The organism is Deltaproteobacteria bacterium (assembly GCA_019912665.1).
Lineage (GTDB): Bacteria > Desulfobacterota > GWC2-55-46 > GWC2-55-46 > GWC2-55-46 > UBA5799.
The window spans coordinates 284340-297798 of the sequence record JAIOIE010000021.1 but is presented as its reverse complement, the minus strand read 5'-3'; the positions used below and the strand labels follow the sequence as shown (position 1 = coordinate 297798).

The 13459-nt window shown below is 56.4% G+C and carries 13 protein-coding genes and 1 tRNA gene; 3 read left to right on the top strand and 11 right to left on the bottom strand.

Going from position 1 to position 13459, the window contains the following annotated elements; all coding sequences use genetic code 11:
* Positions 1-25 precede the first annotated feature (25 nt).
* The 8 genes from hemB to K8I01_10755 form a co-directional block, all read right to left on the bottom strand.
* Entirely contained in the window at positions 26-1000 is a 975-nt protein-coding gene (gene hemB / locus K8I01_10790; protein ID MBZ0220903.1) for a porphobilinogen synthase, read from the bottom strand.
* A 6-nt stretch (positions 1001-1006) separates the two neighbouring features.
* Positions 1007-2533, bottom strand: coding sequence for a uroporphyrinogen-III C-methyltransferase (gene cobA / locus K8I01_10785; GenBank protein MBZ0220902.1), 1527 nt, complete (start codon positions 2531-2533; stop codon positions 1007-1009).
* Between the two features lie 116 nt (positions 2534-2649).
* A complete protein-coding gene (locus K8I01_10780; GenBank protein ID MBZ0220901.1) occupies positions 2650-3114 on the bottom strand; it encodes a hypothetical protein in 465 nt (154 codons plus the stop codon).
* Positions 3115-3168: 54 nt separating this feature from the next.
* Positions 3169-4113, bottom strand: coding sequence for a hydroxymethylbilane synthase (gene hemC, locus K8I01_10775; GenBank protein MBZ0220900.1), 945 nt, complete (start codon positions 4111-4113; stop codon positions 3169-3171).
* A gap of 54 nt (positions 4114-4167) precedes the next feature.
* Positions 4168-5475, bottom strand: a complete 1308-nt coding sequence (hemA, locus tag K8I01_10770) for a glutamyl-tRNA reductase (GenBank protein ID MBZ0220899.1) — start codon at positions 5473-5475, stop codon at positions 4168-4170.
* A 62-nt stretch (positions 5476-5537) separates the two neighbouring features.
* Positions 5538-6356: a c-type cytochrome biogenesis protein CcsB gene (gene ccsB / locus K8I01_10765; protein MBZ0220898.1), complete on the bottom strand. Its 819-nt coding sequence runs from the start codon at positions 6354-6356 to the stop codon at positions 5538-5540.
* A gap of 28 nt (positions 6357-6384) precedes the next feature.
* Positions 6385-7098 (bottom strand): bifunctional precorrin-2 dehydrogenase/sirohydrochlorin ferrochelatase, encoded by a 714-nt coding sequence (locus K8I01_10760; GenBank protein ID MBZ0220897.1) that lies wholly within the window; start codon positions 7096-7098, stop codon positions 6385-6387.
* 154 nt (positions 7099-7252) lie between these two features.
* The gene (locus K8I01_10755) at positions 7253-8719 is read right to left on the bottom strand and encodes a site-specific DNA-methyltransferase (GenBank protein MBZ0220896.1); all 1467 of its coding nucleotides are present in this window, start codon (positions 8717-8719) and stop codon (positions 7253-7255) included.
* Positions 8720-9066: 347 nt separating this feature from the next.
* On the opposite strand from K8I01_10755, the gene K8I01_10750 reads away from it, so the two are divergent.
* From K8I01_10750 to K8I01_10740, 3 genes are all read left to right on the top strand, one after another.
* Entirely contained in the window at positions 9067-9396 is a 330-nt protein-coding gene (locus K8I01_10750; protein MBZ0220895.1) for a (2Fe-2S) ferredoxin domain-containing protein, read from the top strand.
* A 386-nt stretch (positions 9397-9782) separates the two neighbouring features.
* Positions 9783-11288: a VCBS repeat-containing protein gene (locus K8I01_10745; protein ID MBZ0220894.1), complete on the top strand. Its 1506-nt coding sequence runs from the start codon at positions 9783-9785 to the stop codon at positions 11286-11288.
* Between the two features lie 46 nt (positions 11289-11334).
* Positions 11335-11410 (top strand) — tRNA-Met (locus K8I01_10740).
* Between the two features lie 70 nt (positions 11411-11480).
* Here the strand turns inward: K8I01_10740 and K8I01_10735 are convergent.
* The 3 genes from K8I01_10735 to K8I01_10725 are packed head-to-tail and all read right to left on the bottom strand — an operon-like array spanning position 11481 to position 13434.
* The gene (locus tag K8I01_10735) at positions 11481-12524 is read right to left on the bottom strand and encodes a site-specific integrase (protein MBZ0220893.1); all 1044 of its coding nucleotides are present in this window, start codon (positions 12522-12524) and stop codon (positions 11481-11483) included.
* A gap of 5 nt (positions 12525-12529) precedes the next feature.
* The gene (locus K8I01_10730; GenBank protein ID MBZ0220892.1) at positions 12530-12841 is read right to left on the bottom strand and encodes a helix-turn-helix domain-containing protein; all 312 of its coding nucleotides are present in this window, start codon (positions 12839-12841) and stop codon (positions 12530-12532) included.
* Positions 12838-13434, bottom strand: a complete 597-nt coding sequence (locus tag K8I01_10725) for a hypothetical protein (GenBank protein MBZ0220891.1) — start codon at positions 13432-13434, stop codon at positions 12838-12840. Before K8I01_10725 ends, K8I01_10730 begins: the two co-directional genes overlap by 4 nt.
* Positions 13435-13459: the final 25 nt, after the last annotated feature.

Below are 13459 nucleotides of genomic sequence, written 5' to 3'. Positions count from 1 at the left end.
GTCTCTCCTTTTCCGGGCTATTGGTTTACTTGCCGAGGAGCCTTGCGGCATCCCGGGCGAAGTATGTGAGTATGAGGTCGGCCCCGGCACGCTTTATGGATGCCAGGGACTCCATCATGGCCCTGTCCCCGTCAAGCCAGCCCTTTGCGGCAGCGGCCTTTATCATGGAGTATTCGCCGCTTACGTTATAGGCCGCTACGGGATACCCGAACTCGTCCTTTATTCTCCTTATAATGTCGAGGTACGGGAGAGCGGGCTTCACCATCACTATGTCCGCCCCTTCCTCGATATCGAGCGCCGTCTCCCTCAGGGCCTCGTCCGTGTTGCCGGGGTCCATCTGGTAGCTACGCCTATCCCCGAACTGCGGGGTGGATTCGGCCGCGTCCCTGAAAGGGCCGTAAAAGGCGCTCGCGTACTTTGCCGAATAAGCCATTATGGGGACGTTCGAGAAGCCGCCCTCGTCGAGCGTGTCCCTTATGGCGCCGACCCTGCCGTCCATCATATCAGAGGGGGCGACCATGTCAGCCCCTGCCTCCGCATGGGAGAGGGCCTCCCTGCAGAGGAGCTCGAGGGTGGCGTCGTTATCCACGTCCTTCTCCCGTATGATACCACAATGGCCGTGGGAAGTGTACTCGCACATGCAGACGTCGGTTATGACGGCAAGCTCCGGGGCCGCGGACTTTATGGCCTTTATCGCCTCCTGCACCGGGCCGTGCGGGTCGAAGGCGCTCGTGCCCTCGGCATCCTTCTTCTCCGGTATGCCAAAGAGAATTACAGATGGTATGCCGAGGGACCTTATCTCCCTGGCCTCTTTCTTCAGGTTATCCACCGAGAGCTGGAACTGGCCGGGCATGGATTTTATCTCTTTTCGCACGCCCTTGCCGTATGTGACGAAGAGGGGGAGTATGAAGTCGGCAGGGGAAAGCGTGGTCTCCCGTACCATCCTCCTCAATGTCTCGGTTTTCCTTAATCTCCTGGGGCGGTAGATGGGGAAGTTCATTTTGTTTCACCCTCTCTCTTTTTTGAAATACTCCGCCATCGCCCTCGTAAGGGCGGGTATGGTGTAGTCTCGGGGCATTATGTCCACTGCCATGCCGTAGGCCTTTGCAGTGTCCGCCGTTATGGGGCCTATGCAGGCGACCTTGCAGTTCTTAAGAAGCTCCGGGAGCCTCTTTTTCCCGAACATGGCGGCGAAGTTAGTAACAGTCGAGGAAGATGTGAATGTAACAACATCGATTGAGCCCTCAATGAGAAGCCTTTCAAGCTCCCCGGCCTCTTTCGAAGGTTTTACGGTCCTGTACGCTGGCGCAACGTCTATCTTGCCGCCGAGCCTCTTTATTTCCTCCGGAAGTATCTCCCTTGCCTTCAAGGCCCGGGCAAGGAGGAACCGTTTCCCTTTTATATTGCGCTTACCCAGAGCTTCGATAAGCCCCTCTGCCTTGAATTCCTTCGGCGTAAGGTCCACCCTTATGCCGAGCTTCTCTATGGCCCTCGCGGTCATGGGGCCTATGGCGCATATCCTGACGTCCTTAAGCTCCCGTATGTCGTACCCTGTCTTATAGAGCCTTTCGAAAAAGTATTTTACCCCGTTAACGCTCGTGAATATGGCCCAATCGTATGTGGAGAGCCTTTTTATGGCCCTGTCGAGCTCTTTCCAGCTCGGTGGGGCCGTCGTCTTTATGGTCGGGAAGGTTATGGGCTCGGCACCTTCCTTTTCCAATATTTTCGTGAAATCTCCCGCCTGCTCAAGTGCCCGCGTCACGAGCACCCGCTTCCCGAAAAGGGGCTTTGACTCGAACCAGTTGAGCTTTTCGCGGAGGCCCACCACCTCGCCGACCACGATTACGACAGGGGGCTTAAGGTCCTCTTCCCTTGCAAGCCCGTTTATATTGTCGAGCCTGCCGACGATGGAGACCTGCTTGGTCATGGTGCCCCATCTTACGAGCGCGACCGGGGTCGAGGGGGGCCAGCCGTTCGCGAGTAGCTTTACGGTTATAAGGGAGAGGTTTTTCCAGCCCATGAGGAAGACGAGCGTGCCTCTGCCTGTTGAGAGCCTGTCCCAGGCGATGTTGGGCCTTTCCTTAAGGGGGTTTTCCTGGCCGGTTATGATGGTGACGGCAGAGGAGAGGTCCCGGTGCGTAAGCGGGATCCCGGCATAGGCGGGCGCGGCAACCGCCGAAGTAACGCCCGGAACCACCTCGAAATCGATGCCCGCGGCTGCAAGCTCCTCGGCTTCCTCCCCGCCCCTCCCGAATATGAATGGGTCTCCGCCCTTAAGGCGGACGACGGTCTTCCCCTTTTTGGCCCTATCGACTATGAGCCTCGAAATATCCTCCTGGGGAAGGGTCTTTTCGCTCCCCTTCTTCCCCACGTAGACGGTCTCGGCGCCCGGTTTAGCGTGCTCCAGAAGGCGCGAGTTCGCGAGAAAGTCGTATATTACGCAGTCGGCTTCCTTTATGGCCTCAAGGCCCTTGAGGGTAAGGAGGCCGGGGTCGCCCGGACCCGCGCCTACGAGGTACGCCTTTCCAGCCATATTTATTTCAAACTCCTTTATTCATTCGTTTAATTAGAAAAAGGGCCGGATAAAGAAAAAAAACAACCATTGGAGCTGCCCTGAGGCCGTGAGCATTATATCAGACGGCCGGGCGATTATTCAAACCGGGGCTTTTTCTCTCCGGGTTTGACGGCCGCGAGGAAGAAAACAGCCGGCACTGCCAGCGCGAAGACCACGGCTGCGACCATGTTGAACCTGTTATAGAACGCGAGCGCCCCGATAAAGTCCGAGGAGGCCATGAGCGAGCGGTAGGTCCTGGCATAGATGACGAGCTGTGCGGCCTGAAAGGGTATGAATACCGCGACGACTATCGCGAGCTTCGCCCTGAGCCATCCGGCCCCCTCGAGCCCTCCCCGGCTCCGCATGTATAGTCCGGTTGCCGCGAGGACGAGAAATGCCGCAAGCTCTATGAATATGAAAAACCTGTACTGCTCTATTATCCAGAGCCGGAGCGAGACCTGCCTCCCTGCCAGGAGCATGAGCATATAAGCCCCGGTGGAAGGGCCCAGCCAGGCCACGAGGGCCAGAAGGTGGATGAATTTGGAGACCCTGTATGGCATGGCACGGTTTTTATGATTCAGGTCCAAAAAACGATCTATTCCAGGGACTCTGCGTCAGGCCGAGCCAGGAGGGCTTACCTCGTAAAGGTCCTTGAGTATCTCGTAAGCGCCGTTCTTCAGGAGCTTCTCCGCGAGCTCGACTCCGAGCTTCTCGCAATCGTCCTTGGGGCCGGAGACGGAGTCCTTTATAATCTTTTTGCCGTCGATGCCTGCGACAAGTCCGGTTATTTTTATGGTGTCGCCCGAAAGCTCGCCGTGCGCGGCTATGGGCACCTGGCAGCCGCCTTCAAGCCTCTTAAGGAGCGCCCTTTCTCCCCTTACGCAATAGGATGTCTCCGGGTGGTCGAAGAAGGCGACGAGCCCGTTTATATAATCGTCGTCGGTCTTCGTCTCTATGCCGAGGGCGCCCTGTCCTATCGCGGGCAGGCTCATATTGACGGGAAGGAGCTCGGTTATCCTGTCGGCCCATCCTAGCCTTTTGACGCCCGCCCCGGCGAGGATTATGGCGTCGAAGTCCCCGTTATCGAGCTTTTTCATGCGGGTATCAAGGTTGCCCCTGAGCTGGAGTATCCGAAAGTCGGGCCTTAAGTTGAGAATCTGCGACTGCCTCCTAAGGCTGGATGTGCCGATGCTCGCCCCCTTCGGGAGGTCGAGGAGCTTCACATGGTTCCTGCTGAAGACCGCGTCCCTGGGGTCCTCCCTTTCGGTTATGCAGCGTAACGAGAGGCCGTCGGGGAAGAAGGTGGGCACGTCCTTCATGGAATGCACGGCAAGGTGGGCCCTGCCTTCAAGTAGCGCCTCCTCTATTTCCTTTACGAAGAGGCCCTTTCCGCCTACCTTGGCGAGCGGCACATCGAGTATCTTGTCCCCGGTCGTCTTTATCTTCTCAAGCTCGACCTCGAGCTCGGGGTGCCTCTTCTCGATCTCGGATTTCACCCAGTTGGCCTGCCAGAGCGCGAGCTGGCTCCCCCTGGTGCCTATTACTATCTTCTTTTTCAAAGCGCGGTCCCCTTGGATTTTTTTACCCTGATGGAACGGGCCGGATCTTCTATGTCAATCGTCGTTGTTCTGGGCTGCCTTCTTGACGGCTTCCTCGTCGACAGCGAGGTCGAATAGCTTCCTTATGGTGTCGATGTAGAGGTCGCCCTCAATTTTATTGGCCTCTCGCTTAAGGTGCGTTATCGGGTTGTGGAGTATCTTCTTTACGATGGCCGAGGTCATTGCGTCCAGGACCTTCATCTCGTTTTCGCCGAGGCTGGAAAGCGAGCCCATTGCCCTGGCGAGCTCTGCCTTTCTTACGGAATCGCAGGCCTGCCTCAAGGCTATGATGGTCGGCACCACATCGAGCGACTTTATCCACCTGTAGAACTTGTCTATCTCCTCGACTATTATGGCCTCGGCCTGCTCGGCCTCCTTGTGCCTCTCCTGCAGGTTCGCAACCACCACGCCCTGCAGGTCGTCCACGTCGTAGACGTAGCAGTTGTCGATGCTGTTCACCTCAGGATCGATGTTCCTGGGGACCGATATGTCTATGAAGAACATGGGCTTGTTCTTCCGCTCCCGCATGACCTCCTGAACCTGCTCCGGTTTTATGATGAAGTTGGGGGAGGCGGTGGAGGCTACTACTATGTCGACGTTTTTCAGGTAATGCGGGAACTCCCTGAACATGATGGCCGTGCCCGAGAAGCATTTCACGAGCTCAACGGCCTTTTCATAGGTCCTGTTCGCGACCAGTATCTCGCGCACCCCGTTCGTCTGGAGGTGACGGGCCGCGAGCTCGGCCATCTCTCCAGCGCCCACGAGCATGCAGGTCTTGCCTGCAAGGTTGCCGAATATCTTACGGGCGAGCTCGACCGCCGCGAAGCTTATCGAGACAGCGGACTCGCCTATCCTCGTCTCGGTCCTTACGCGTTTCGCGACCTGGAATGCCTTGTGGTAGAGCTTGTTTACGATGACCCCGGCCGTATTCCCGTGGACCGCGTACCCGTAGGCGTCCTTCACCTGCCCCAGTATCTGCGGCTCGCCCATTATCATCGAGTCCAGGCCCGCGGCGACCCTGAAGAGGTGCTTTACCGCCTCCTCGCCCTGGCGGACGTAAAGGTGCTCGTCAAGCTTCTCAAGGGGTATGGAGTGGTAGTCCGAAAGGAACCTCTTTACCTGCCATGTGCCCTTCTCGGCGTCGCTCGCGACCGCCAGCACCTCGACCCTGTTGCAGGTGGACAATATGACGCCCTCGGCGAGACCATAATGGTTAGTAAGCTTCGCGAGCGGCTCGCCTATGGCGTGAGACGGAAAAGAGAGCTTCTCCCGTATCTCTACTGGCGAGGTCTTATGGTTGAGTCCGACTATAACGAGGTTCATGTTTCCCTGAAAGAGCCGCTTTAATTTTTAAAGAAACAGAGAGAAGCAGGAAAATTCAATCCTCAACGCGAAAGGCCGTGAGCCCCCCCGGAGAGTATGTTTATTATGAAATAGGAGCCTATAAGGCAGGCGAAGGCGATAGCCGAGAGTATGGACGCCTTCCGCCCCCTCCACCCGGCCGTGAGCCTGCCATGGAGGAGCGCCGCGTAGAGGAACCAAGTTATGAGCGACCAGACCTGGCGGTGCTTCCACTGCCAGTAGCTGCCGGTCGCGTACTCCGACCAGATGGCCCCGGTTATGATGGCGGCCGTAAGGAGCGGGAACCCGTACTGGAGGCATTTATAGTTAAGCTCGTCGAGCGTTTCAAGCGATGGGAGGGCGAAGAAAAGGCCCTTTAGCTTCCTCGTCTTGAGATAACGCTCCTGGATTATGTACATGACGCCCAGTAGGAAGGCCAGGGCGAAAAAGGAGTTTCCCAGGAATGCGAGGCTTACGTGCACCGGAAGCCAGTAGCTCTCGAGCACCGGCGAGAGCGGCACTATTTCCTTTGGAAGGAGCGAGGCGGTTATGAGCAGGAGTAGCGCGAACGGGCTTACGAACGCGCCCAGAACTCGCTGTTTGTATTTTAAAAGGAGGAAGAGGAACGCGAAGACGGTCACCCACGAGAAGAAGGTGAGGGACTCGTGGAAGCTCGTAACAGGGGTGCGGCCCGCGGCCGCCCAGCGCGCTATTATGGTTACGGTATGGAAGGCGAAGCCCGCGACCATGGCGGCCTGGGCTATGGTAAGGAGCCGGTCCTTCCTCGAGAAGAGATATGCGGAATAGACAAGGGTAGCCAAGAGATAGACCGCCGCCGTTATGTGGAAAAAGATTTCGCTCACGCCCTTTGACCCCGGATAGGGCGCTCCCTTAGCCTCGCCCTTCTCCCTTAAGCCTGACCCCGAGCTTCGAGAGGGTGTATCCTTCCCCCAGGGTGTCCCTGAGGACTTGATTCACCTCCCGGACCCGCCTCTCTTTGAGGAGCACGGGTATCGGGGACTTAACCAAAGCCTTAATAATCCTTTCTTTTTTATCACGGCTGAGGCCGGTTTTCAATAGCTTCTTCCTGGCCGCCCCCAGTATCTCGATAAAGGCTTCGTACTCGGCCCCGATACGCCCCTCGAATTCTTCCCTCAGGACGCGTGCAAGATAAGGGCTCTTGCCCGATGTGGATATGGCTATGGTCAACGCGCCCCTCCTTACAACCGAGGGGACGATGAAGTTCGAGCGGGCCGGGTCGTCTACAACGTTCAAAAGACAGCCAAATAATTTCGCATCCCTTTGGACGGCCTCGTTAACCTCTCTCGAAGCCGTTGCCGCGACGATAAGGAAGCGGCCCTTCGAGTCTCCCGGCCTGTATGCCCTTTTTCTTAGCGCTATCTCCTTTTCCCTTGCAAGCCCCTCCAGGGCTTTCGTAACCCTGGGGCCCACGACAGTCACCTTGGCGCCCGCCGCCAGAAGGCCCAGGGCCTTCCTTTCGGCAACAGGGCCGCCCCCGACGACCAGGCAGGGCCTGTCCTTCAAATCCAGAAAAACGGGATAATAGCGCATATTCCGTATTGAAGGGAAGTAAGCGGCCCCCATCAGCCGCCTGCGGGGGATTCCGTCCCCCCTTACGGGGAAATCCCCCCTTCCCGGTTCCGATTATCTCCCAGGATGATTAAAAGAAAGTGAAAGGGTTCTTTAAAAAATCCTAATCTTCTCTCCCGGACTGTAGGACCCGGTGAAAGGATTGCTCTCAGGCGAGCTCCCCCAAAAACCATTTTTCGTTCCCGTATATGTCCGAAAAGACGAGCATTACCCCGCCATTGACCTTTTCGATTGGAAAGCGAAGCTCAAACCCTGTTTCTCTAAGCTCCTCCATTGTGTGGAATGAGTCTATATGCAGGACATCTCCGTTAAAATCCATATCCAGGGCTACCGAAGAAAGGGCCTCAAGCCCCGCGCCTTGCCGCGCGCCACGGCTCCTGAACCGCTCTATTTTCACGACGCATTCGCCAGTCGATTCGTCTATGGAGTAGCGGCACTTTACGTCAGGGCCGCGCTCCCCGCCGCATGCGCAGTCATCCTCTTCTTCGGAGCATAGCGAGAAGACCGCAAAGGGGGAGCAGGCCTTCCCATGCCTTTTCGCCGGTTTTTCCATATGCCTTGAATTTCTTATTGAAAAGAGTCTCTTTTCAATCGTGTGGATGGCGAGCGCCCCGGAATCGACCCCCGCCCACCTCCTTCCGAGCTTTTCGGCGACGGCAAGGGTCGTGCCCGCGCCGGCAAACGCGTCGAGGACGAGATCTCCGGGGTTTGAGGCGGCCTTTATAATACGGGCAAGGAGGGCCTCGGGCTTCTGAGTGGGGTAGCCGGTTTTTTCTGTTGCCGACAGGTGCATGGCGTCAGGGATGTCGTCCCACACATCGCCAACGAGCTTATTCTCAAGGAGAAAGTCGCCTTCCTCCTTAAGGAAATACTTTATCCGGACAGTGCCGTTCCTGGTCCTGTAGACGCGCCCTTCCTTTTCAAGGGCGCGTACGCTCTCGTCCGTATAGTCGCCCCTTGGAGAGGTCTTGAACCAGCGGCCCGCGTCATCCTGCTTGAAGCCGCTCCCCTTCTTGGGTACTGCCTTTTCGAGTGCGAGCTGGTTGAAGGTGTGCCTTCCGCCCTTCCTGTACCAGAGTATTATGTCGTGGTTACGCGAGAACTGCCCGGCAACGGCCTTTGCGCCCCTGCCGCCGTAGCTCCAGATTATGTCGTTCAGGAAGTTCTCCTCGCCGAAGACCTCGTCCATGACGGCCTTTATGTAATGGGCCTTTTTCCAGTCGAGGTGGACGAATATGGAGCCCTCGGAGGAAAGGACCTCTCTCAGAAGTATGAGCCTTTTCCTCAGGAATTCTATGAACTCCGCGCCCAGGACCTTGTCTTTGTAGGCCTTCTGGTTTTCCTTGCCCCTGAATTCAAGGTTTGTCGAGAATGGCGGGTCTATGTAGATGAGCTTCGCGCCGGGCGAGCCATCGGCAGATGAAAGCTGCCCCTTTTTTTTCATCACAAGGAGCGAGGCAAGGGCATTGAGGTTATCGCCCGAGATGAGGATATTACGCCAGCCCTCAGCCCCCCTCACGGCTTTTATAAGGTGGAGCGGCAGGGCGGGGGTCGAGAGGACTTCGCTTTCAGGCGACTTGCCCCTGTATGTAAGCTCGTAACTTGACCGCGTCAAAGGCGCGCGCCTCCGGGGTTTTCGTGCGCGCATATTATAGCAGAATAGCGCCCTGCAACCTCTAAAAATTGATCTTTTCCCCGGACTCTGTGTCAGGCCGGTAATAAAAATGCTCACATATTGTCATATATGCTCCGCTTTTTATTCCCGGCCTTCCTTGATTGCGGGAAAAATCTCTAATTTTTAGAGATTGCGGCAATCTCCGCCCTCTCGGAGATTGCCGCAATCTCCGAGAGGGCGGAGATTTCCCCTTGATTTGACCTCGCCGAAATCGGATTATAATTGTATTTGCCGCCCCTGGAGCTCCGGGGTTTATCTGATTGATGAGGCAGCCAGGAGGTAGAGGATTGAAACCATACAGGCTCCACGCGTTCGTATGCCAGGGCAAGAGGTGCCTGAACAAGGGCTCTGAAGAGATATTCGAGGACATGAAGGGCAAGGTCAAGGCCGGGGGCCTTAAGGGCGAGGTGAAGGTTTCGAGGTCCGGGTGCCTGAGCGTTTGCAAGGAAACAGACGAGGAAGGGCAGTATTCGCCTGCCATGGTCGTCTATCCCGAGGGCGTCTGGTACAGGAACGTCACTCTAAAGGACGTGGACGAGATAATAGAGAGGCACTTCAGGAAGGGCGAGGTTATCGAGCGGCTGCTGCATTACAGGCTCGGCTCAAAAACAGCTTGACTACTTTTGCCTCATGATTTTAAATCAGGCAGCCTCTAAAAATTGATCTTTTCCCCGGACTCTGTGTCAGCCGTGAATAAAAATGCTCACATATTATCATATATGCTCCGCTTTTTATTCCCAGCCTTCCTTGATTGCGGGAAAAATCTCTATTTTTTAGAGGATGCCTTAAATGAACCCCTATTTTTCAGGAGCAAAGCGCAGCAATAAAACGCAGCAATAAAACCTTTGAGCAAGGCAGGTCTTTTGAAATGAGGTCATCGATGAGGCTAACAGCGCTTTTTCTCTTCGTTCTCTTAATGTTAACGGCCCCCTTCCGGGCGGAAGGGGCCTCAGACGGGAAAAAAATAGCAATCCTCCCCTGGAACGTGAACTCTGCGGATAAGATGGATTTCGTGAAGGGCGCGATGGCCGACATGCTCGCCTCAAGGCTCGGTGGCTCGCTTGTCATTGTAAGGCAGGACCTTGTCAAGGCCGCCCTTCCGGGGAATAAGGGCATCGAGGAGGGCGCGGCGCTTGAGGCGGGGAAAAAGCTCAATGCCGATCTCGTGCTTTTCGGGAGCGTCACCGTCTTCGGGAAATCCGTGAGCATGGACGCGAAGCTCCTTGATATCGCGACGGGCAGGGTCACGCCATTCGCGTCACAGGGCACCGGGGTGGAATCCATAATAGGGCTTACGGATAAGCTCTCAACCGATGTGCTGGCCTCCCTTAAGCCCAGGGCAGCGGCGCCTGTAATCGAGGAAAAGCCAGTCTTGGCAACCGAGGCCACTGCCCCTGCAGTCCCGGCGGCGCCGGTTCCATCAACAACCGAAGCCATGCCGGACGACGGCTTTATCGTAAAGCCCAAGGCAGGGCAGGATAGGCCCGTCTCGTGGAGGAGCGAGACGATGGAAGGCATGTACGTCGCCATGGACGCGGCAGACCTTGACCGCGACGGCAAAAAAGAGATAGTCGCCGTATCCGGTTCGAAAGTAGTAATAGGCGCTTACGCTGAGAACGGCTTCCGCGTGCTCCATGAGATGGAGGACAAGACCGGAACGAATATATCCGTTTCCATAATCGACCTGGACAGGGACGGCGCCCCGGAGGTCTATATTTCGAGGATATCCGGCAACGAGGCCGCAAGCCTTGTGATCGAGCACAGGAACGGGAAGTATGAGGTAACGGCAAGCAATCTCGGCTGGCTTATGCGGACAGTGCGGGCCGGAGACGCGGCCCCGGCGCTCATAGGCCAGAAGTACAGGAAGCTCGACGGCTTCTACGGCGATGTCAGGGTGCTTGCCAGGGAAGGCGGCAAGCTCGTGGACAAGGGAGAGTTCAGCATTGCGCTCCCGAGGGGAGCTGACATTTACAGGTTCGAGGCGCTTGACTTCAGGGGCAAGGGCGGCCTCGATATCATAGCCCTGGACAGCCGGGGGTATTTGAAGGTTTACGCCCCGCAAAAAGAGGGGGAATGGGCCGAGGAATACAGGAGCGCTGACTTTTTCGGAGGCACGCTCAATTATATAGTCCGTAAGGCCGACCGCCCCGGCGCAGCGGAATCCGAGCCATTCCCGGTCGAGGGCAGGTTCTATCATCTCGACATGGACAAGGATGGAAAGGCCGAGCTGATAATAAAGAAGAACACGCCCGGCGGCCTGGGGCGGAGCGCCGCGCGGCCTGCCTCATTTAAGACCGGAGAGCTTGTAAGCCTCTCATGGGACGCGATGGGCGGGACCGTGGCCGAGAACTGGCGGACCAGGCCCGTGGAGGGCTATATCTCGGATTTCCTCATCGAGGACTTTGACGGCGACGGCGCGCCCGAGGCGGTGATGCTGGTCGTCACAGGGACGGGAAAGCTCTTCGGGACCACAAAAAGTTATATACTTTCCCACCGGATTTCATTATAATCATCAGTCTGCGTCAACTGCATCTTTCCACAAAACCAGCAAACCCGGCGGTGTAGCTCAGTCGGCAGAGCAGGGGTCTCATAAGCCCCGCGTCGGTGGTTCGATTCCACCCACCGCCACCAAAATCTCTCGTAAATCCAAGAAGTTACGCAGCCGTATTTTTCAGCCCGATTTTCAAAATCCGAAATTGCGCTAAAACTGTGCTACTGGTTGCGCCGCATCCGGCCTGATGTCCAGGACGTCAACGCCGTCCCGGAGGCTTTCCGGATAATGGTGCGCGTACCTCTGCGTGGTCTTGTTGTCCCGGTGGCCGAGGAGCTTCTGGACCTTGTAGAGGTCGATGCCACGCTGAACGAGTCGGGTTGCGAAGGTATGTCTCAAGTCGTGGAAGCAGAAGCCGTCAATCTTCGCGGCCTTGAGTGCCTTCATGAAATCGGTTCGAAGGTTCCCGCCGTCCATCCTCTTTCCTGCGTCGTTCGCAAAGACATGGTCGCTTGCGAGATATCTGACCTTGGATTTCGCCTTCAGTAGCTCCCATGTGGTCCGGTTAAGGGGGATGGACCTCCGCTCGCCGTTCTTCGTCTCCTGGAGGGTGGCGATGCCGCTAAAGAGGTTCACGTCCTGCCATCTCAATGAGAGGATCTCGCCTTGGCGCATCCCGGTGTTGAGCGCGAAGGTGACGATCTCCTGAAGCCATCCAGGACAGGCCCCCATGAGCCTCTTTTCCTCCTCGTAGGTCAGCCACCTGTCACGCGGCTGGCCTTCCTTCTCCATCGAGACGCGCATAACCGGGTTGTCCCTGCACCACTCCCATTCCTTCACCGCTATCGTGTACATGTGCTTCATGATAGCCAACTCCCGGTTGATGGTGGCCGCTTTCACGCCCTTGGAGTACCTGTGCCCCTTGTAGGCGGAGATTATCTTTGGGCTAATCTCCGTCACGATCATGTTGCCGAAGAATGGGATGAGGTGGTTCTTGAGGCGTTCATCGTCCTTTGACCAGGACCTCTTGTGTTGCTTGGCGTACTCGTTGATGTACTTCTCCGCAAGGTCGCTGAAGGTCTTATCCTCGCCCTCGAGCTTGTCCAGCCACTTGCCTTCGGCGATCTCGGTGGTCACCTTGCCGAAGATCGTCCTGGCAAGCTTCTTGTCCCCGGTCTCGGTAGACCTTCTAATAAGCCTGCCCTTGTATGTGAACTGCATCCACCAGACCTGGCCTCGTTTATAAAGCCCCATACTGATCACTCCTTCCTGAGGCCTTGATTCAGGCTGGTTTCCCGTTTGGGAGGATTGTAACGTCCTTGACGGGCGCTTTCAACTGCCCTTTTGACGATTGCATCTACATCCAGATTGGACGATTTCCTCAAGGATTTCAGAACGTTGTGGGACATCGCCTTCGAGCCTTTGACCCACTCCTGGACATCGTCCATATCAAAGCGCAGGAGCCCGTTTAGCTTGATGAACGGAATCGTCCCGTTATGCACCCAGGAGTAAAGGGTGGACGGTTTTACTTTAAGGAAATCCGACAGCTCTTTTATGGTGACGAGGTTCATTGATCGCTGGCCTTCTTGATATTCGAATAGCTATCGGGTTTCGAGAGATCCTCGCAGACAAGGCGTATCTCCGCGCTCAGGAGCTTGTGCGTCTCGTGGCAATCGCTTATGCCAGCCAGTATTGGGGCAAGCCTGTCTGGTAAGCCCATGAGCTTATCCCTTGTGAGCCGGGCGATGTTGAATGCAATGACCTTGACCTCATCGGCGCTTATGAGTTTCCCGGCCCTTACCTCGTATTCGAGCTTCCTGAGCCGAGCCTCATAAGCCTCCCTTATAGCCCTGCTCTGTGAATAGGGCGGAAGGCCGCCTGCCTGGGCGTTTGTAATAGCCTCCGGGTTAGAGGTAGGCATTGACGGGGAGTCCACCAGCCTCCGGTGCCTTGGGTTGCCGGTGACTGAGTTCAGTGGCTTTGAGGGGTCGGTATTGTCAGCCCACTGCCTGTCCGCTGCCTCAGGGTCTATCAGGCCATTTGCCGTCCTGCTTATGCGTCCGGACTTCACCGCCTTGGCTACAGCCGTGTGCGACACTCCACGGCGCTTTGCGTAAGCGTTCATGGTAAGAAGCCCAGGCTTATTTTTCTTCGTTTTACCCATTGAAACCTCAGTTGAAACCTGAAAC